The sequence below is a fragment of the Massilia sp. genome (genome assembly GCF_031995545.1).
Taxonomy (GTDB): Bacteria; Pseudomonadota; Gammaproteobacteria; order Burkholderiales; family Burkholderiaceae_D; genus Telluria.
This window is the reverse complement of sequence record NZ_DAMAGA010000005.1, coordinates 172,196-192,420: the sequence shown is the minus strand read 5'-3', so window position 1 is coordinate 192,420 and position 20,225 is coordinate 172,196. Positions and strand designations below refer to the sequence as shown.

16 protein-coding genes are annotated in these 20,225 nt (G+C 65.7%); 5 read left to right on the top strand and 11 right to left on the bottom strand.

The genetic code is table 11. The features are described from left to right. Positions 1–20: 20 nt before the first annotated feature. Both flhB and RTQ83_RS06405 read right to left on the bottom strand, forming a co-directional pair. Positions 21–1,199, bottom strand: coding sequence for a flagellar biosynthesis protein FlhB (gene flhB / locus RTQ83_RS06410; RefSeq protein ID WP_312512297.1), 1,179 nt, complete (start codon positions 1,197–1,199; stop codon positions 21–23). Between the two features lie 193 nt (positions 1,200–1,392). Further along, on the bottom strand, positions 1,393–2,694 hold the full coding sequence (locus tag RTQ83_RS06405; protein WP_312512294.1) for a glycosyl transferase: 1,302 nt from the start codon (positions 2,692–2,694) through the stop codon (positions 1,393–1,395). Between the two features lie 324 nt (positions 2,695–3,018). Between RTQ83_RS06405 and RTQ83_RS06400 the strand changes: the two genes are divergently transcribed. Next, positions 3,019–4,149 (top strand): hypothetical protein, encoded by a 1,131-nt coding sequence (locus RTQ83_RS06400; RefSeq protein ID WP_312512292.1) that lies wholly within the window; start codon positions 3,019–3,021, stop codon positions 4,147–4,149. A gap of 2 nt (positions 4,150–4,151) precedes the next feature. On the opposite strand, the gene RTQ83_RS06395 is transcribed toward RTQ83_RS06400, so the two are convergent. The 3 genes from RTQ83_RS06395 to RTQ83_RS06385 all read right to left on the bottom strand — a co-directional run bounded on the left by RTQ83_RS06395 (position 4,152) and on the right by RTQ83_RS06385 (position 7,275). After that, complete coding sequence (locus RTQ83_RS06395) at positions 4,152–5,165, bottom strand: fumarylacetoacetate hydrolase family protein (protein WP_312512290.1); 1,014 nt, start codon at positions 5,163–5,165, stop codon at positions 4,152–4,154. A 53-nt stretch (positions 5,166–5,218) separates the two neighbouring features. Continuing rightward, positions 5,219–6,394 carry a phospholipase A gene (locus RTQ83_RS06390; protein ID WP_312512288.1) on the bottom strand — a complete coding sequence of 392 codons (1,176 nt, stop codon included), beginning with the start codon at positions 6,392–6,394 and terminating at the stop codon, positions 5,219–5,221. Between the two features lie 164 nt (positions 6,395–6,558). Next, complete coding sequence (locus RTQ83_RS06385) at positions 6,559–7,275, bottom strand: 16S rRNA pseudouridine(516) synthase (protein ID WP_312512286.1); 717 nt, start codon at positions 7,273–7,275, stop codon at positions 6,559–6,561. Positions 7,276–7,512: 237 nt separating this feature from the next. Here RTQ83_RS06385 and RTQ83_RS06380 point away from each other — a divergent pair, with 237 nt between their 5' ends. Next, positions 7,513–7,902, top strand: a complete 390-nt coding sequence (locus RTQ83_RS06380; protein ID WP_312512284.1) for a hypothetical protein — start codon at positions 7,513–7,515, stop codon at positions 7,900–7,902. Positions 7,903–8,221: 319 nt separating this feature from the next. Here RTQ83_RS06380 and RTQ83_RS06375 read toward each other — a convergent pair whose 3' ends face one another. From RTQ83_RS06375 to RTQ83_RS06360, 4 genes are read right to left on the bottom strand one after another with little or no spacing between them, the layout of a single operon-like run. Beyond that, complete coding sequence (locus RTQ83_RS06375) at positions 8,222–9,235, bottom strand: S49 family peptidase (RefSeq protein WP_312512282.1); 1,014 nt, start codon at positions 9,233–9,235, stop codon at positions 8,222–8,224. A 31-nt stretch (positions 9,236–9,266) separates the two neighbouring features. After that, positions 9,267–9,644, bottom strand: coding sequence for a Rieske 2Fe-2S domain-containing protein (locus tag RTQ83_RS06370; RefSeq protein WP_312512280.1), 378 nt, complete (start codon positions 9,642–9,644; stop codon positions 9,267–9,269). A 14-nt stretch (positions 9,645–9,658) separates the two neighbouring features. Next, entirely contained in the window at positions 9,659–10,318 is a 660-nt protein-coding gene (locus RTQ83_RS06365; protein ID WP_312512277.1) for an HAD-IIIA family hydrolase, read from the bottom strand. A gap of 56 nt (positions 10,319–10,374) precedes the next feature. Further along, positions 10,375–11,373 carry an RluA family pseudouridine synthase gene (locus tag RTQ83_RS06360; RefSeq protein WP_312512274.1) on the bottom strand — a complete coding sequence of 333 codons (999 nt, stop codon included), beginning with the start codon at positions 11,371–11,373 and terminating at the stop codon, positions 10,375–10,377. Positions 11,374–12,039: 666 nt separating this feature from the next. Here RTQ83_RS06360 and RTQ83_RS06355 point away from each other — a divergent pair. The 3 genes from RTQ83_RS06355 to glp all read left to right on the top strand — a co-directional run bounded on the left by RTQ83_RS06355 (position 12,040) and on the right by glp (position 18,378). After that, positions 12,040–15,246 (top strand): Rne/Rng family ribonuclease, encoded by a 3,207-nt coding sequence (locus tag RTQ83_RS06355; RefSeq protein WP_312512271.1) that lies wholly within the window; start codon positions 12,040–12,042, stop codon positions 15,244–15,246. 126 nt (positions 15,247–15,372) lie between these two features. After that, positions 15,373–16,482, top strand: a complete 1,110-nt coding sequence (gene moaA / locus RTQ83_RS06350; RefSeq protein ID WP_312512269.1) for a GTP 3',8-cyclase MoaA — start codon at positions 15,373–15,375, stop codon at positions 16,480–16,482. A 9-nt stretch (positions 16,483–16,491) separates the two neighbouring features. Continuing rightward, positions 16,492–18,378: a gephyrin-like molybdotransferase Glp gene (gene glp / locus RTQ83_RS06345; RefSeq protein ID WP_312512268.1), complete on the top strand. Its 1,887-nt coding sequence runs from the start codon at positions 16,492–16,494 to the stop codon at positions 18,376–18,378. A 69-nt stretch (positions 18,379–18,447) separates the two neighbouring features. On the opposite strand, the gene rmuC is transcribed toward glp, so the two are convergent. Both rmuC and RTQ83_RS06335 read right to left on the bottom strand, forming a co-directional pair. Further along, a complete protein-coding gene (gene rmuC / locus RTQ83_RS06340; protein WP_312512265.1) occupies positions 18,448–19,764 on the bottom strand; it encodes a DNA recombination protein RmuC in 1,317 nt (438 codons plus the stop codon). A 3-nt stretch (positions 19,765–19,767) separates the two neighbouring features. Continuing rightward, on the bottom strand, positions 19,768–20,202 hold the full coding sequence (locus RTQ83_RS06335) for a group II truncated hemoglobin (RefSeq protein WP_312512263.1): 435 nt from the start codon (positions 20,200–20,202) through the stop codon (positions 19,768–19,770). Positions 20,203–20,225: the final 23 nt, after the last annotated feature.

The window sequence follows — 20,225 nt, the reverse complement described above, 5'->3', positions numbered from 1 at the left end:
CGCTCCGTGTCTATGTTGCGTTACGTTTTATCTGCATCCCCCGCTGCGGGTGGCTTCTGCGAAGCCGGGTTCAGCGGGTCCAACTCGTCCGGCACCTTCAGTTTCCGCGGGCGATCCGGATAATCGCCCTCGCCTTTCTTGTAGGCGCGCAGCTGGTAGACATAGGCCAGGACTTCCGCCACCGCCGAATACAGCTTTTCCGGGATTTCCTCGTCGATCTCCACGTGCTTGTACAGCGCACGCGCCAGAGGAGGCGCTTCCAGCATCGCTACCTTGTGCTCGGCGCCCAGTTCGCGGATCTTGGCGGCGACGTCGTCGATGCCTTTTGCTACCACGCGCGGGGCGCCGCGCTGCCCGTCGGCGTACTTCAGGGCCACTGCGTAGTGGGTCGGGTTGGTCACGATCACATCAGCAGTAGGTACATTTTGCATCATCCGCCCCCGGGCCATTTCGCGCTGCATCTGGCGAATCTTCCCCTTAATCTGAGGATTGCCGTCCGATTCCTTTGATTCCTGGATCATTTCCTGGCGCGTCATTTTCAATTTGTTATTCCAGTGCCAGATCTGGTAGGGGCCGTCGATCAGGGCGATCACCCCCAGCGCGCCGACGATGAACAGGAAGGATTTGGCGATCATGGTCAAGGTGTGGGCGCTGCTTTCGCCCAGCGGCTCCACCGCCAAACCGAGCATCGCCTCCTTCTGGCCGCTGATCACGATATAGGCCACGATGCCGACCACGATGGTCTTGGCGATCGCCTTGACCAGCTCGACCAGGGAATTCTTGGAAAACATATTGCCGATGCCCTTGAGCGGGTTCAGCTTCATGATGTTCGGCATGAACGCCTTGCTGGAAAACAGCCAGCCGCCGATGAGCAGGGGCGAGACCAGGGCGATGAGCATGATGGCGCCGACGATCGGCAGGCAGGCCAGCATCACGGTCACGATGTCGTTGAACACGCGCTCGATCAGGATGCCGGGGTTGTAAACCTGCTCGCGGTCCAGGCTCAGGCCCGACTTCAGGACCCGGCCCAGGGTCTCGGCCAGCATGCCGCCGAACGCCCACAGGCAGGCGCCCGCCGTCATCAGGACGGCGAAGGTGGCCAGTTCGCGCGAGCGCGGAACGTCGCCTTCCTCGCGCGCCTTCTCGATTCTTCTGGGACTTGCGTCTTCTGTCTTTTCTGCGTCGCTATCTTCCGACATCGCCGTCCCCCTTCAACTCGCCGTGAAAAACGCTGTTATACCGCATGGCCACGCCGGATGACGCATGACCATGGCTTTAGCGCAAACAGGATTATCGCCGGGATTGCCGTAAAGCTACAAAAAGAACAGGAGGGAGTTTCCGGCGCTGTTTACTCACATGAGCCCTGGCGCCGGACCGGCCGGCGCCGCGGGATCACATGCGGCGGCGCACGAAGGCAGTGACCGGCGCTTCGCGCTGGATGTCGGCCAGCGGGCTGACGCCGTTGGCGGCGTTCTGGGAAGCGCTGCGGATGGTGACCATGGCCGGGGCGGCCATACCGGGAGGGGTGATCTGCTTGGCCAGCACGGGCGCCGCAGCCACGGTCGGCACAACCATGGCGGTCGGAGCGGCCGGCGCCTGGACGCCGGACGGCAGCGCCTGGCGGCGCCGCGCATGCCAGGCGGCTGCCACCAGGCCGTACATGACCAGATACAACAGGAAACTGGCAACCGCGCCCTGCACCAGCACGTCCGGGGCGGACGGATGGTTGACCGCCAGCAGCGCCGGCACCAGGGCGATGCTCCACGATACCGGCGACACGCAGGCATTGCGCAGCGGCGCCGGCAGGCGGCGCAGGTAGCGTGCGGTGATCGCCGTCTTGACCAGGCTGTGCAGGTGCCAGCTGTCCGGCTGACCCGGATGGCGGCGGCACCACAGGCGGCGCGCGATGGTGAACACGGTTTCGAATACCGGATAGGCGCAAGCCAACAGCGGCGCCCAGGCCGACACCGACGGATTGCGGTACACCAGCATCACCGACAGCCAGGCCAGCAGGAAGCCGAGCAGGTAGGCGCCGCCATCGCCCAGGAACAGCTTGCCGTACGGGAAATTGACCAGGAAGAAGCCGGCGGTGACGGCGCAAATCACGAAGCACAGCTGCGCCAGGTGAACGTCGCCGACATTCATGGCGATCAGGCCCAGGGCGCCTAGCCCGATGATGACGGTGCCGCTGGCCAGGCCGTTGAAGCCGTCGATGATGTTGACGGCATTCGCCACGCCGCCAACGGCGAAGGCGGTAAACAAGACCGAGAACGGCAGCCAGGCCAGCACCGCGTCGAGCGGCGCCAGGCCGGTATGGTCGAGCGTGACACCGGTCAGGAACCAGCACACCGCCCCGCTGGCCATGGTGGCCAGCAGGCGCGCGCGCACCGAGACGTTGCGGGTCAGGTCTTCGGCCAGGCCGAACACGAAGGCGGGCAAGGCAGCCAGCAGCACCGGCAGCAGGAGTTCCTGCTGCGGCGCCGGCATGAAGCACAGCGCCAGCCACAGGCCGGTCATGATCGCGGCGCCGCCGATGCGGGGAGTCGGGGTGATGTGGAACTTCTGCACGCCACGGGTGGCGTCCAGCGAGTAGCGTCCATGCCAGCGCGTGGTGAACACGAGCAGCAGCGAACAGATCAGTGATGTGGCAAAGCCGATTTCGAGGCCGGCTAATGGCAGATTAAGAATACTCATAGAACCACTTTGTTAACTCGTCAATTCTATCGCATTTCTTTTGAGGCAACGGTCAATCGTGCACCGCACCAAAATGACGCCAGGATGACAGCGGATTTCATACCGCCCTTCGCAAGCCCTTGATTGTTTGGGAACAATTCGACGATTCTAGAGAGTTTGCGATCCGCCAATCAATTGTTCAGAAACTTCTCCTACTATTTCTGCACAATTTGTTACATCTTTCCTCAGTGGAATTTGGAGAGATTTCACTTGTTTTATGTCAGGGGAATAGCGATGCGGTTTATTAAAAGATGGCAACCGTACTTTTACAGCATCGTCATATGCATGAGCGCACCGTACGCCGGCCTGGCGAGCGCTCAAAACACGCAATCCCCCGAGCTGCTGGACGCTAGAGCTCGCCTGCTGGACGCCGAAACCCGCCAGGCCATCGCCGAAGCCGAGCGCGCCGAACTGCTGGCGCGGCTGCCGCCGGCGCAGGCCAAGGCACTGCCCGGCGCCATCGACACCCGCCAGTTCGGCGCCGCCGGATTGGCCCGGGCCTTCGACCTGGCGCTGGAACTGGCCAGTGAACTGTGCGCCGTGCTGCCCTTGGAGCGCCAGGTGGTGTTGTACGACGCCGCCAGCGCGCAGGGCGTGGTGGCGGCGCGCACCGTCGATGCCGCCATCAGACGGATGACCGATGAACTGACGGCGCGCAACGGCGACCTGGCGCGCTACATCGAAGATCACACGCCCGCCGCGCGCGCCGCATCCCTGGCGCCGGCGCTGGCCTGGCTGGGCGCGCCGACGATGCTGCTGCGCGCCGGCGCCGATCTCGCCGCCCTGTTCAAGAGCGACGCCACGCTGGCCGGCATCGCCTACGGCGACGGCGTGCACGCGCTGTTCGCCAGCGCGCTGGCACGCAACTGTCCCGGCCGCCTGGCGGGCCTGGGCGACGGCTATATGGGCGAACTCGATGTGGCGCGCCACGCCGGCCTGCTGGAACGGGTGCGCCTGCTGGGACAGCAGCGCGGCGTGCTGGCGGCCCACGTCGCCGCCCTGCAGGCGCTGGCCGACGGCGCCAAGGGCGAGCTCAAGAAGGAATTCACTGCCGTGGCCTCCGGCGCCAATGCCCAGCTGAAGGCGGCCGATGCCTTCCACGAATCGCTGCGCGCCGGCGAAGCCAGCGACAAGAGCCCGCTGTTCACGGCGGCGCGCTACCTCGGGCTGGCCGAGCGCAGCGCCGGCGCGCTGGTGCTGGACGTCGACCTGCGCCTGGAAGGCCTGACACTGGTGCGGGACAAGCTGTTTACCGGCGAGCGCCTGCACCTGTCCGGGGTCGCCTTCCTGTGGTACCGGCTGCACGAGCCGGACGGACGCCTGCTGCGCGCCGACGCCCTGCGCCGCATCAGCCGTCCAAGCGAGGTCGACCTGCGCGGCCGGCCCGACAGCCAGTTCTGGAGCGATCCGCGCTGACGTCAGGCATCAGGGCGCTTGAAGGTCTGCTCGATCGCGCCGAACAGCGATTTGCCGGCTTGGTCCAGCATCTCGATCCTCACCGTGTCGCCGACACGCATGAACGGCGTGCGCGCTTCCTCGCCCTCGACGATTTCGTGCCAGCGCTGTTCGGCGATGCTGGCGTAGCCCGGCGTCCTGCGCTTGCCGGCGCGGTTCGACACCACGCCAGAGCCGACGATCGTGCCGGCGCTGATGCCGCGCGTGCTGCACAGCTGGGCCAGCAATTGCGGGAAGGTGAACGCCATGTCGTCGCCCGCTTCCAGCTGCCCGACGCCGTTGCCGTTGGAGCTCACCCGCAGCGGCAGGTCGGCCTTGCCGCCGCGCCAGGATTCGCCCAGCTCGTCCGGGGTGACCGCCACCGGGGCGAAGGCCGTGGCCGGCTGCGCTGCCATCCAGTCCCAGCCATTGCTGCTTTCGTTCAGCAGATTGCGCAGCGTGATGTCGTTGCACAGCAGCAGCAGGCGGATCTGGCCATGGGCCGCATCCGCCGTGGCGCCCGGCGCCAGGTCGCCGCTGACGATCGCCAGCCCGGGACCGAAATCGACGCCCCACTCTTCGCGCGCCAGCACGATGTCCTGCAGCGGGCCGAGAAAACCGTCGGCGGCGCGTTCGCGCAGCAGCGCTTCGTCGCGCCAGGCCGGCGGCAGTTCGGCGCCGGCGGCGCCGGCGGCGCGGCGTTCCAGTTCCAGGTGATTCAGGTAGGCGGCGCCCTGTACGTGGCGCGCGGCGCGCGGCAGCGGCGCCAGGCAGCGCGCCGGATCGAAGTCGAACGGACGGCGCGCGATGCCTTCCGCCTTGCCCTCGTTGAGCAGGCGGTACAGGTTGTCGAGCTGGGGAGCGATGAAGGCCCAGTCGTCGAGCGCGGCGCGCAGGGTGGGCGCGATGGCGTCGGCCAGGTGGGCGGTTTTCAGGTCGCGTGACACCACGGCCAATTGGCCATCACGGGTGCCGTCGTCGAGGGTGGCGAGTTTCATGGCGGGCCTTGCTTTATTTCAAGATGCGCAGGCCCGCCATTCTACGGTGAGGATCAGTACTTGACCACCACGCCCAGGCCGAGGCTGCGCTGGAAGTAGTTGTAGTCGATCATGCTCTGGCCATAGCCGGAGAATGCATTGATGTAGCCCTTGACCGGGCCGGCCAGCGGGAAGGCCCAGCCGACCTGCACTGCGCCCTTGTCGGTATGGAAGTTGCGGCGCACCAGGGCATTGATTTCATGGCCGCCGCCCAGGCGGTAATTACCTTCCAGCTCGAAGCGGCCCATGTAGTCGATGATGTCCGGGTTGTTGTCGTCTTCCAGCGATTCGTTGACGCGCTTCCACAGCTTGGCGGTCATGGTCAGCGGGCCGCGCTCCAGGCCGAGCTGGGCATAGAAGCGGTTCCAGCTGCGCGACAGCGTCGACGACTGGCCGTTCGACTGGTGCACGAAGCCCAGGTTCAGGAATTTGATGTTGGTGCCCAGCAGCGCGTAGTTGAGCGGCATGGTCGCCATGATCTCTGGCTGGTAGTTGGTTTCACGGAATGGGCTGGACGCTTCATGGTTGGCCGCCTGCCAGAAGCTGTTTTGGGTGTAGCCGAACCAGACATCAATCGGTTGCTCGAACAGGGTCTCGACCAGCTTCATCTTGAAGCTGAGCTGGAACTCCAGTTCCGCCTTCGACAGGCCCTCGCCTTCGGTTTCGAAGAAATCGCGGTACGGCGCTTCGTTCGGGCGGTGGGTGCGGGTGGCGATCAGGTAGCTCGGGCGGTGCGGACGGAACTTGAACACGCCACGCTTGTCGCGCGGGTCCAGTTCCCAGTGGCTGCTCAGGGTGTATTCGGCGGCCGCCTGCACCGTCGGGTCGACCGAGGCGGTGTGGTCGATCGCGCTGTTGCGCGGCGCATCGAAGGCGCTGCCGGCGGCCGGGGCCGTGGTCGGCACGGCCGGCACCGCGGCCGGTGCAGCCGGCGCGGCGGCGACGGTGGCCGAAGCCGCGTTAGGGTCGGTGGCGGCGGCCGTGGTGGCCACGGTGCCCGCGGCTTGGGCGGCGACGCGATCGAAGCAGGCCAGGCGCTGGGCGTTGTCGGTCAGCGGGGTGCACTCGGCCAGCGATTGCGGCTGAGCTTGCAACCCGGCTTGCGGGGCAGTCTGTGCCAGTGCCGGCAGGGCCAGCAGCAGCGGGATCAGGGTGAGGGAGTGCGAGAGTCTCGGGCGATTGAGGTGCATGGTTGTTGTTGTATGAAAGCGTTCATGCGGCAGCCGGTTCCCGGTGCCGTCGCCTCGGAGTGTCGCGGAAATTTGTTATCGATGGCGCACGTATTGCACGCGTGCATGTTGAGCTCGCTCAAACGTGCGCCATAAACTTTATGATTGTTGCATGAAAGCCGCAGTCAGGCCGGCACCAGCAGGTCCAGCTGTTCACGCTCGAGGAAGCACCATTCGCCTTCTTTCAGGCCAAGCGATTCCAGCGTCAGTCCGCCGATCTGCGAGCGGTGCAGCGCATTGCAGTGGTTGTCGGCCGCGGCCAGCATGCGCTTGACCTGGTGATATTTGCCCTGCTCCAGCACGATTTCGAGCTGGTGCTCGCCGCGTTGCACGCAGGAGACAGCTTTCAACGGCGCCGGTTCGTCGTGCAGTTGCACACCGGCCAGCAGTTTCTGCACCAGCGCTTCCGTCACCGGCTCGGCGGTGGTGGCCTGATAGACCTTGGGCACGTGGCGTTTGGGCGACGATTGCGCATGGATGAAGGGGCCATCGTCCGACATCAGCAGCAGGCCGGTGGTATCGTGGTCCAGGCGGCCGACCGGCTGCACCTCGCGCCAGCTGAACTGCTCGGGCAGCAGGGTCAGCACACCGGGGTGGTGGCTCGGTTTGCGCGAGCACTCGAAATTGGCCGGCTTGTACAGCGCGAGGTAAACATGCTCGCGGTAGCGCCATTCTTCGTCGAACACGGTCAACACCAGGTCGCCGGTGTCGAACGTGGCCTTGTAGTTGTCTTCGATGGCGCCGTTGACGGCGACGTCGCCGTCCTCGATCAGGGCGCGGCAGTATTTGCGGGTGCCGAAACCCTGCGATTGCAGGATGCGGTCCAGGGATAATTTACTCATGGGCCGAGACTGTATCAGAAGGGCCGCTTCGTTGAAAGAAGACGGTTTACCCATCAAAACTGTTGGGATTGCGGACGCAAGCTCATTTGCGCAACGTCAAACCTCACCGATTTCCGATTGATAGACTTCAACACATTAGGAATCCGCCTAATCAACCAGCGAATTCCTTACTAAATGTTAAGACATCGCGTAAGACACCAAATCAGCCATCCGCCCCGCCAGAGAACAGGAAATACCGTGAACGATCATCTGAACACTGCAATTGGAAAACCTCTCGAGCTGGATGTGCTGTGCGCACGCCAGCGCCTCGCCCGCGACCATGCGGCGCTGTTCCCTGCCCGGCTGGCACTGGCGCGCTGGCGCGGCGTGTGCACCTCGTCTGCTCAGCAAACCGAACCGCTGCCAGGACGCGCCGCCTGGTTCGACCGCATCCAACGCGAGCACCAGACCTGGCTCGAATGCGGTGGTTTCGCCCAGCACGAAGAGCTGCCGCCCCTGCGCCAGCCGACCATGTGGCAGCCGCCGGTGGCGGCGCCCGTGCTGGCGTCGGCGCCGCTGTGCGCGGCGGACACCCAGCCGCGTCCGGCCGGGGATGGCGATGTGCAGCAGTGCGGCGCCTGCAACTGAATAGGTAGCCAAGCGCGCCGCCGGGCACGGCCCGGCACCCCGCATGCTCCAATGAAAACGACGGCCGAGGCCGTCGTTTTCTTTCCCGCTGGAGATGAGCCGTCCGGGGAACGCACTACTATGAGGAATGGAATTCTCTCGAAAACCGCACCACGGTGCGGTGGCTAGCTTTCTCCGTCCGGGCCGAAGGGGCGGGAGCCCCGTGCGGCCGCTGCGGCAGCGGCTACGGGTTCACTATAGCCCACTGTCTGCATAGTTCAAGACCTGGCTCAAGAAAACCTTGTAAAAAACTCCAGGGCAATACCGCTTGGATGGGCTCTCAGCGCACCGCTGGCACCGCGCCGTGATAGGCCGCCTTGACCGCGCTCTCGCCCACCGCCGCGCCGAATTTCTTCAGCACGCGCTCGGGCAGGTTTTCGTGCGCCGTGTAGTCGACGATGTCCTCGGCCTTGACGATGTCGCGCGCCACAGTGTCCACCGTGCCGAAGGCGTCGGCCAGGCCCATGTCCACCGCCTTGGCGCCGGTCCAGTACAGGCCGGAGAAGGTTTCCGGGGTTTCCTTCAGGCGCTTGCCGCGCCCGGCGCGCACCACCGCGATGAATTGCTGGTGGATTTCGTTGAGCATGGCCTGAGCGTGCTGCTTGTGCTTGTCCGATTGCGGGCTGAACGGATCCAGGAAACCCTTGTTTTCGCCGGCCGTCATCAGGCGCCGCTCGATGCCCAGTTTGTCCATGGTGCCGGTGAAACCGAAGCTGTCCATCAGCACCCCGACCGAGCCGACGATCGACGCCTTGTTGACATAGATACGGTCGGCCGCCGACGCGATGTAGTAGCCGCCCGAGGCGCAGATCTCGTCCACCACCACGTACAGCGGTTTATCCGGATAGCCGCGCTTGAGGCGCTGGATTTCGTCCACGATGATGCCGGCCTGCACCGGGCTGCCGCCGGGACTGTCGATGCGCAGCACCACCGCCGCCGAGCCGGGATCGGAGAATGCCTTGTTCAGCGACGGGATCACGGTATCGGCCGCGCCGCTGCCTTCTGCTTCGATCTCGCCGTTAATTTCGATCAACGCCGTGTGACGGCCCAGGTTTTCGGTGTCGGTACTGCCGAAGTTGAAGTCGTAATAGGCCCACAGCGCCAGCAGCGCCACGGTCAGGAAACTGAGTTTGAAGAAGATGCTCCAGCGGCGCGCGGCGCGCCGTTCCTGCACGCTGGCGAACACCAGCTTTTCGAGGGTTTCGCGCTCCCAGTTGCTCACCGTCGGGTTCGACGCGAGCCGGTGCTCGGATGGATGATCGCCAGGATGGTCAATGCCGGTATGGTCACTCATAAAGTCCGTGAATGGTCAAAAACGACGGACGCTAATTTCCGGCAAGTGGCTGGAACTGTCCGTCTGGCACCCAGTATATCCTGCCCTCGGTTTCATGTACCGCGATCGGATGCAGGCGCCCGCCGCGGCACGGACCGCCGGTGCAGCGGCCGCTTTCGGGTTCATACACGGCGCCGTGGGTCGAGCACATCAGGTACAGCCCGCTCGACTCGAAGAAGTTGCCTTCTTTCCAGTCGAGCTCGACCGGGACATGGGCGCAACGGTTCAGGTAGCCATAAACCGTGCCTTGGAACCGCACCACGAAGCCGGTGCCTGGCTGGCCAAAGGCGCGCAATGGGAAGCGCACGCCCTTGCCACCGTCGAGCAAATCGCCGCCATCGCATACCAACAACCCTGCATCTGCGCTCATCAGGACAGATTCTTTCAGGCGTTCTCGAGCAGCCAGGCGTGCAGCTCGGGAATCGAACGCGCCGAGAACTGCGGATTGCAGGCCTGCAGCTGCGCCACCGGATGCGCACCGAACTCGACCGCCACGCCATGGGCGCCGGCGTTGTTCGCCATCATCAGGTCGTGGGTGGTGTCGCCGATCATCACCGTGCGGCGCAGGTCTTGCCCCAGCTCGCGGGTGAGTTCCTGCAGCATGGCCGGATGCGGCTTGGAGAATGTCTCATCGGCACAACGGGTCGCATCGAAGGTCGACAGCAGGCCGGTCGCGTTCAGCGCCCGGTTCAGGCCGACCCGGCTTTTCCCGGTGGCCACTGCCAGGAAGTAGCCTTCCCCGGCAAGATCGGCCAACATCTCGCGAACGCCGTTGAACAGCACCAGTTCGTGGTCCTTGGTCAGGAAGTGATAGCGGTAGCGCTCGACCATGCGCGGATACATGGCCGGTGCGATGTCCGGCATCACGGCCTGCATCGCTTCCGACAGGCCGAGGCCGATGACGTGCGCCGCCGAAGCGTCGCTCGGCACCGGCAGGCTCAGGTCGCGCGCCGCCGACTGGATGCAGCGCACGATGGCGGCGGTGCTGTCCATCAGCGTGCCGTCCCAGTCGAACACGATCAGGTCAAATTGTTTTCTTGTCATTATTTAACGACGGTCGAGCCGCCGGTCCCCTTTATTGATTGGTCGCGTAAGCGAATTCACGCGACCGGCTCTCCCTGCACCGGGCGTCCCAAGCTTACCAAGAATCGTTCGCACTCGGCCGGCATCGGCGCGCGCAAGGTCATCCGTTCACCGCTGTCCGGATGGGTGAAGGTAATCTGGTGCGCATGCAGGAACATGCGCTTGAGTGCGCCACGGCCCTCGCCCGCTTTCTGCAACTGCTTGTTGAGCGGGAAGTCGCCGTATTTTTCGTCGCCCAGGATCGGGAAGCCGCTCGAGGCCAGGTGCACGCGGATCTGGTGCGTGCGTCCGGTCTTGAGTTCCGCTTCCAGCAGGGCGAAGTCCTGCCACTTGCGCAGCAGGTTGAAGATGGTGTGCGCTTCCTGGCCGCCGGCCTGCACCACCACCCGCTTTTCGCCGTCGGCGGTCGTGTATTTATGCAGCGGCAGTTTCACGTGCTGGCGCTTGTTGTGCCAGTCGCCGTGCACGGCCGCGAAATAGCGCTTGTCGGTGGTACCGTCGCGCATCTGGTCGTGCAGGTTGGTCAGTGCGCTGCGTTTCTTGCCGATCAGCAGCAGGCCCGAGGTCTCGCGGTCGAGCCGGTGCACCAGTTCCAGGAACTTGGCTTGCGGACGCGCTGCGCGCAATTGTTCGATCACGCCATACGACACGCCGGAGCCGCCATGCACGGCAACGCCGGCCGGCTTGTTGATGACCAGCAGGTGCGCATCCTCGAACACGACCTCGAATTCGGCGCCCGGCGCCGCCTGCTGTGTTGTTTTTTCGGCAATCCGAATCGGTGGGATACGGACCAGGTCGCCGGCGGCGAGCCGGTACAGCTGATCGATGCGTCCCTTGTTGACGCGCACCTCGCCCGAGCGCAGGATGCGGTAAATATGGCTCTTTGGCACGCCTTTACAGACGCGCAACAGATAATTATCAATGCGCTGGCCGGCCTCTTCCTCGCCGATTGTGACGAACTGCGCTTGCAATGCCTGTGGGGATGAAGGGGGAAGCCCATCATTTTGCTTTACCATTCTCTCTGTCTTCCCAGAAATTCTCTCTAAGTCCTTCATTTTGAATATATAATCGACAGGCGGCGGTCAAACCTCTGCTGGTGTAAGAATTAAAACGATATTTTACACAGGGGCGCGCTCCATCGGCCCCGCCGGAGTGCAAATTCGATGGAGAAAAACGTGTACGCACATCCTTGCGCGAATCAGGGTTGCACCTGCAGTTGTAATCGGGTTGCGCGCAAAGATGCAGGATTGGATTGTTTGGATTCGTAAGGATAAGTACCGGCAAGCATGTTCATAAGACTGCTCGCCGGTTGATGGTGTCGATAACGCTTGTCGGTTTCGTCCGACCTGATGCAGGACCATCCTGAAGACCTGAAGCAAGGCTGTCTGATCGCCTCCAGGTCCTGGTTGTTCACTGGCATCGGCCGGATTAGTTGTTGCACACCCCCTCGCTCCGCTGTGCCAACCCCAACGTGGTGGCAGGCGGCCAGTGCAGGTCGCGGCGTGCATGGCAATGACGTTCGGCCCCATTTGCGCCCTGTGGCGGCAGCAACGCTTTCGCGTCGCCGTGCCGCACGCCCGGGCATACCCCCTCCTTCGCTCCCTTCCCCGCGTACATCCCTGTAGCTGCGCCGTCCGCAAGGGCGGCCATCACACGGCCCACGGGTCGCGGAGTTTATAAAAATGAAACGCATGTTGTTTAATGCTACGCAGCAAGAGGAGCTGCGCGTAGCGATTGTCGACGGACAAAAACTGATCGACATCGACATCGAGACCGCCGGTCGCGAGCAACGAAAGTCGAATATCTACAAGGGTGTCATCACCCGCATCGAACCCTCCCTCGAAGCCTGCTTCGTCTCCTACGGCGAAGACCGCCACGGATTCCTCCCCTTCAAAGAAGTCGCCCGCACGTATTTCCGTGACGGCGTCGACGTGCGCAACTGCACCATCAAGGAAGCGCTGCGCGAAGGCCAGGAAATCATGGTCCAGGTCGAAAAAGAAGAGCGCGGCAACAAGGGCGCGGCCCTGACCTCGTTCATCTCGCTGGCCGGCCGCTACCTGGTGCTGATGCCGAACAATCCGCGCGGCGGCGGCGTGTCGCGCCGGGTCGAAGGCGAAGAGCGCCAGGAACTGCGCGAAACCATGGACAAGCTCGACCTGCCGCAAGGCATGTCGGTGATCGCCCGCACCGCCGGCATCGGCCGCACCGTGGAAGAGCTGCAGTGGGACTTGAACTACCTGATGCAGCTGTGGCGCGCGATCGAAGGCGCCGGCAAGTCGGCCGCCGGCGCGTTCCTGATCTACCAGGAATCGTCGCTGGTCATCCGCGCCATCCGCGATTATTTCCAGCCTGACATCGGCGAAGTCCTGATCGACACCGACGAGATCTACGACCAGGCCCAGCAGTTCATGAGCCACGTGATGCCCGACATGGCGCACCGCGTGAAGCGCTACAGCGACGACGTGCCGCTGTTCTCGCGCTTCCAGATCGAACACCAGATCGAAACCGCTTACGCGCGCACCGTGCCGCTGCCATCGGGCGGCGCGATCGTGATCGACCACACCGAAGCGCTGGTGTCGATCGACGTCAACTCGGCGCGCGCCACGCGCGGCTCGGACATCGAAACCACCGCCTTCAACACCAACTGCGAAGCGGCCGACGAAGTGGCCCGCCAGCTGCGCCTGCGCGACCTGGGCGGCCTGATCGTGATCGACTTCATCGACATGGAAGTGGCCAAGAACCAGCGCGAAGTCGAACAGCGCCTGAAAGACGCGCTGCACCACGACCGCGCCCGCGTTCAGATGGGCAAGATTTCCCGGTTCGGCTTAATGGAGCTTTCGCGCCAGCGCCTGCGTCCGTCGCTGTCGGAAGGCTCGCACGTGACCTGCCCGCGCTGCTCGGGCACCGGCCACATCCGCGATACCGAATCCTCGGCCCTGCAAGTCCTGCGCATCATCCAGGAAGAGGCGATGAAGGAAAACTCGGCCGCGATCCACGTCCAGGTGCCGGTCGATGTCGCCGCCTTCCTGCTGAACGAGAAGCGCGGCGAAGTGCTCAAGATCGAGAACCGCCACCGCATCACCGTGATCCTGATCCCGAACAAGCATCTGGACACCCCGCACTACAAGCTCGAGCGCATCAAGCACGACGACCCGCGCCTGGAAGACGCCCACGCCAGCTACGCGATGGCGGAATCGGCCGACACCGACATGGCCTACGCCAAGCGCCAGAAGGAAGAAGCCAAGCCGCGCCAGGAAGCCATGGTCAAGACCATCACCCCGGCCCAGCCGGCACCGATGGTGGACCGCAGCGAAACCGCCAAGGCCAAGCCGGCCGAAGCTGTCGCCGCGGCACCGGTGGCAGCCCCTGCCCCGGCGCCGAAAGGTTTCTTCGCCCGCCTGCGCGACTTCTTCCTGGGTGCACCGGAAGAACCGGCACCGGCGCCGGCACCGGTCGTGGCTGAAAAGCCGGCCGCCCCTGCCGCCGCGGAACGCAACGGCCGCGGCCAGCGCAACGGTCGTGGCGGCCAGAATGGCCAGAACGGCCGTGGCCCGAAGCAAGGTAACCGCGAGGGTAACCGCGAAGGCCACCGCGAACGTGAAGAACGCGAGCCTGTCGCCAAGACCGCGCTGACCGATGACGCCGCCAAGGCGCCGGAGCTTGACGCTCGCCCACCACGCCAGCCGCGTCCGCCACGCCAGCCGCGTGAAGGCCGTGAGCCGCGCGAAGGCCGCGACCAGGTCGAGGCCGCACCACGCGTTGAAGGCGCCGAGCGTCCGGAACGTGCCGATCGTGCCGAGCGTCCGGAACGCGGCGAGCGCAAGGAACGCCAGCCGCGCCAGCCGCGCGAGCGCACCGAACGCCATGAGCGCACCACCCAGGCCATCGAAGCCAAGCTGGATGAAGTGAATCCAAGCCCGACCTTCAGCCAGACCGTGGCCAGCGCCACCGTCGCCGTGACCACCACCGGTCCGGAAGGCACCCAGGAAGTCGTGCAGCAAGTCGTCAAGTCGGTCACCACGATCGGCCCGAACGGCGAGGAAAGCGACGTCGAGGGCGACGAGCCGCGCCGCCGCCGCCGCCGTGGCGGCCGTAACCGTAACCGCCGCGACCGCGACGGTGTGGAAGGCGTCGACGCGATCGACGGCAACGAAGAAGCCCCGGCATTCACTCCGGTGGCCGACGAGGAAGCCGCCAAGGTCGCTGCCGCCGCCAAGGCCGGCAAGGCCAAGCCGGCGCGCAACGCCGACGCGAAGGGCGAGCCGGGTCCGTGGCCGTTCCCGACCGCGGCGTCGATGGCTGCCGCCCAGCCTGCCGCTGCTGCCGAGCCGGCACCGGTGTTCCAGGGCATGTTCCCGACCGCCGCGTCGGTCGCTGCTGCACGTGCTGCAGAGCAAGCTGCTGCCGCACCGGCTCCAGTTGCTCCGGCACCAGCGCCGGCGCCTACGCCAGCCGCTGCCGTCCCGGCGCCGGTGGCCGCAGCACCGGTCGAGCCGGCTGCTCCTGCCGCTTCGGTCGCCCAGGCTGCCGAGATCCAGCCGGCTCCGGTTGCGGCCGAGCCTGCTCCGGTTGTCGAAGCCGCACCGGTGGTGGAACCTGTGGCCGCCGTCGCCGTGGAACCGGCTCCGGCAGCAGCGCCAGCCGTGTCGACTGCGCCAGCTCCGGCCCCTGCCCCGGCTCCAGCTCCGGCCGCCGCCGAAGCGCCTGCCGACCTGAGCGACATGCTGTCCAAGGCCGGCCTGCAACTGGCCTCGACCGATCCGGAAAAGCTGGCTGCGGCACGTGAAGCCGCCGCCCAGGTGGTCACCCCACGCCGCGTCGGCCGTGCCCGCAAGCCGGTCGCAGCGCCGGTGGACGAGCCGCTGATCCAGGTGGATACCCGCCAGTAACAGCAGCGCAGGTCTGCAAACGTGCCCGGCAGCATGCCGGGCGCATGTTGTATCCGAAGGGAAGCCCGTGGCTTCCCTTTTTGTTCTTCATCTGCAGCCGAACAGCGCCCGTGCTATCGTAACGAAATGTCCGAAAAAATCATCCCGATCAATGACTTGCGCTCGCCGGCAATGAAAATTCCGGCAACCCTGGTTGCCCCTACCGGACGGCTTTCCGACGCCCTCGGCCGGCCGCTGCACGACCTGCGCATTTCCGTCACCGACCGCTGCAATTTCCGTTGCGTGTATTGCATGCCGAAAGAGGTGTTCGACAAGGATTACCAATACCTGCCGCACGGCGACCTGCTGTCGTTTGAAGAGATCGCGCGCGTGGCGCGCCTGTTCGTCGGCCACGGCGTCGAAAAGCTGCGCCTGACCGGCGGCGAGCCGCTGCTGCGCAAGAACCTGGAGCGCCTGGTCGCGATGCTGCGCGCGATCCCGACCCCGAGCGGACGTCCGCTCGACCTCACCCTCACCACCAATGGCTCGATCCTGGCGCGCAAGGCGCGCGCGCTCAAGGACGCCGGCCTGGACCGCGTCACGGTCTCGCTCGACGCGCTCGACGACGCCGTGTTCAAACGCATGAACGACGTCGATTTCGCGGTGGCCGACGTGCTGCACGGGATCGACGCCGCCCACGCCGTGGGCCTGGGTCCGGTGAAAGTCAACATGGTGGTCAAGGGCGGCACCAACGACGACCAGATCCTGCCGATGGCGCGCCACTTCAAGGGCTCGCCGACCATCCTGCGCTTCATCGAATACATGGATGTCGGCGCCTCCAACGGCTGGAACATGGACGAAGTGGTGCCCTCGGGCGAAGTGGTGCGCCGCATCTCGTCCGAGCTGCCGCTGGCGCCCCTGAACGCCAACTACAGTGGCGAGACCGCCACCCGCTGGCGCTATCTCGACGGCGGCGGCGAAGTCGGCATGATCTCGAGCGTGACCCAGGCCTTCTGCGGCGACTGCTCGCGCCTGCGCCTGTCGACCGAGGGCAAGCTGTACACCTGCCTGTTCGCCACCCGCGGCCACGACCTGCGCGCCCTGCTGCGCGACGGCCGCGACGACCTGGAAATCGGCAGCGCCATCGCCCAGCTGTGGCGCGGCCGCGCCGACCGCTATTCCGAGACCCGCACCGCGGATACCGCGCCAGGCGAACCGGGGGCACGCCGGGTCGAAATGTCGTACATCGGCGGTTAAAATAGCAGGATGAATACTGAGGCGATCAGCGGACTGGTGCTGGCGGGCGGACGCGGCTCGCGCATGGGCAATGTGGACAAGGGGCTGCAGCCGTTCCGTGGTGCGACCATGGTGGAACACGTGCTGGCGCGTCTGCGTCCCCAGGTCGGTCCGCTGGCGATCAGCGCCAACCGCAACCTCGACACCTATCGCGCGTTCGGCGCGACCGTGCTGCCGGACGAGCTGCCGGATTATCCCGGTCCGCTGGCCGGCCTGGCCGCCGGCCTGCGCCATTGCGCCACGCCGTTCCTGCTGGCGGTGCCGTGCGACTCTCCTTTCCTGCCGCCCGACCTGGCTGCGCGCCTCCTCGCCGCGCTGGAAGAAAACGATGCCGACGTCGCCTACGCCGCCACCCGGGAAACCGGCATGCGCCTGCAGCCGCACCCGGTGTTCTGCCTGGTGCGCGCCAGCCGCCTGCCCGAGCTGCTGGCCTACCTGGCCGAGGGCGGACGCCGCGTCGACGACTGGCACCGGGGTCTAGAGTCAGTCGAAGTCCTGTTCGAGGACGGCGACGCTTTCCGCAACATCAACACGCGCGAAGAACTGCAGCAAATGGACAATACCTCCATGAATGACGCCACCCAGAGCCTGGCCCAGGTCGCAAGCTGCATTAGCGGCTACGATCCCGACGCGCTGAGCGTGCGCGACGCCCGCCGCATCATCGGCCAATTCGTGCGCAAGGTCGACGCGGTCGAAATGGTGGCGCTGCGTTCGAGCCTGGGCCGGGTGCTGGCGCGCGACATCGTCTCGCCGATCGACGTGCCGGCTCACGACAACTCGGCGATGGACGGCTACGCGCTGCGCGGCAGCGACCTGCCGGCCGACGGCAGCGCCAGCTTCAAGGTGGTCGACACGGTCTATGCCGGCCGCCCGAGCGCGGTGGTGGCCGGCCCCGGCGAATGCGTGCGCATCATGACCGGCGGCGTGATGCCGGCCGGCTGCGATACCGTGCTGCCGCAGGAATTCGCCGACAGCATCAGCGACGACAGCATCACCCTGCGCGCCGGCGTGATCCGCGCCGGCGACAACCGCCGTCTGGCCGGCGAAGACCTGGCCGCCGGCAGCGCCGCGCTCAAGGCCGGCCGCATCGTGCGCCCCGCCGACCTGGGCCTGGTGGCCTCGCTCGGCTTCGCCGAAGTGCCGGTGCAGCGCCGCCTGCGCGTGGCCTTCTTCTCGACCGGCGACGAACTGCGCTCGATCGGCGAGCCGCTGGGCCAAGGCTGCGTCTATGACAGCAACCGCTACACCATCTACGGCATGCTGCAGCGCCTGGGCTGCGAGATCATCGACATGGGCATCGTGCGCGACAGCCCGCAGGCGCTTGAAGCGGCATTACGCACCGCATGCGAGAACGCCGACGCCATCGTCACCTCGGGCGGCGTCTCGGTCGGCGCGGCCGACTATACCAAGCAGGTGATGGAACAGCTGGGCGACGTCACGTTCTGGAAGCTCGGCATGCGTCCCGGACGGCCGCTGGCGTTCGGGCGCATCAATTCGAACGGGCGCAGTGCCTTCCTGTTCGGGCTGCCAGGCAATCCAGTGGCGGTGATGGTGTCGTTCTACTTCTTCGCGCGCGAGGCCCTGCTGCGCATGATGGGGGCAGAGGCGCCGCTGCCGCTACTGCGTGCGCGCTCTGCCGGCGCGATCCGCAAGAAGGCGGGCCGCACCGAATACCAGCGCGGCATCGTGGCGCGCGGGGCCGATGGGGAGCCGGAGGTGCGCATCACCGGGTCGCAGGGGTCGGGCATCCTGCGCTCGATGTCGGAGGCGAATTGCATGGTGGTGCTGCATGATGAGCAGGGCAATGTCGCAGCCGGCGACATGGTCGATATCTTGCCATTCGAAGGGCTGTTCTAAGCGGCGATGCGGCCTGCGGGCGGCGCTTGAACGCGTCGGCGGCAGAGCGCGGGGCCGCCCAGGCCGACCCTACTCCTGCTCGAGCCCATCGGGCCCCAGCATCAGCTGCGCCGCCTCGTTCGGCAACGCCTCCACCGACTTCAGCTTGCGCGCCATCTGACGGCTGCGCACCTCGGCGCTCTCGATGTTCTTGGCCGCCTTCTCCAGCGTGGCCTTGGTGGTAGCCAGCACGTCGCCGAACTTGGTGAACTCGGTCTTCACCGCGCCCAGCACCTGCCACACCTCGGACGAGCGCTTCTCCAGCGCCAGCGTGCGGAAGCCCATCTGCAGGCTGTTGAGCAAGGCGCTCAGCGTCGACGGGCCGGCGATGGTCACACGCAGCGTGCGCTGCAGCTCGTCGGCCAGGCCGGGACGGCGCATCACTTCGGCGTACAGGCCCTCGGTGGGCAGGAACAGGATCGCGAAGTCGGTGGTCTGCGGCGGCGACACGTACTTGTCGCAGATGGTGCGCGCTTCGCCGCGCACCGCGCGTTCGAGTTCGGCGCCGGCGCGCGCCACGCCGTCGGCGTCGCCCTCGTCGGCCGCCGCCAGCAGGCGCTCGTACTGCTCCTTCGGGAACTTGGCGTCGATCGGCAGCCACAACGGCGCGCCGCCGTCGACCACGCCCGGCAGCTTGATCGCGAACTCGACCCGCGCGTTCGATCCGGCGACCGTCTCGACGTTCTTGGCATACTGGTCGACGGTGAGCACCTGCTCCAGCAGCATCTCCAGCTGCACCTCGCCCCACGTGCCGCGGGTCTTGACGTTGGTGAGTACGCGCTTCAAGTCGCCCACGCCGATCGCCAGCTGCTGCATCTCGCCCAGGCCCTGGTGCACTTTTTCCAAGCGCTCGGACACCTGGCGGAACGATTCCGACAGGCGCGTCTCGAGCGTGGCGTGCAGCTTTTCATCGACCGTCTGGCGCATCTCTTCCAGGCGCCGGGCGTTATCGCCCTGCAGGTCGCGGATCTTGGTTTCCAGCGTGTTGCGCACTTCCAGCATGCGCTGGGCGTTCGATTCGGTGAGGTTGGCCAGCGTCTGCTGCAGCGTATCGGCGAAGCGCTTCAGTGCGCGCGCCTGCTCTTCGCGTCCGCCGCTCGACTGCAGCTGCATCTGGTGGCGCATGCTGTCGAACTGCTGGACGCTGGCGTTGTGATACTGGGCCAGGTGCGCGGCCAGTTCCTGGCGCGTGGACTGGGCGCTCGCCTGCAGCTCCTGGCGCAGCTCGCGTTCCAGGCGCTCCATGTGTTGGCCGTCGCCGCTGCCGCGTGCACGCAGCAGCACCAGCACTTGCAGCCCGGCGACGATGGCGAGGCCGAGCAGGATCAGGATTTCGGCGATGGTCATCGGTCAGTCGGGTTTGTTGCGCATCCAGTCGGCGGTATTGAAGAACGCATTCATCATGCGCACCCGCAGCGCGTCGTCATAGCCCAGGTCTTCCATCGCCCACGCCATCGCGCGCAGCCACTGGTCGCGTTCCTTGGTGCCGATCGCGAACGGCAGGTGGCGTGCGCGCAGGCGCGGGTGGCCATAGCGCTCGATGTACAGGTCGGGACCGCCCATCCAGCCGGACAGGAACATGAACAGCTTCTCGCGCGAGCTGTCGTTGGGGACCGGGTGCATGACGTGGATGCCGGCGAAATCGGGCTCCAGCTGCATCAGGTCATAGAAACGGTCGACCAGTTCGCGCAGGCGCTCGGCGCCGCCCATGATCTCGTACAGGGTCTTGGGTTCGGCCTGCGCTGTGTCGGCGCCGGCCGTCGATTCGGTAATGTGTTCGGACATCCCGTCATGATAGCGCAGCCGCC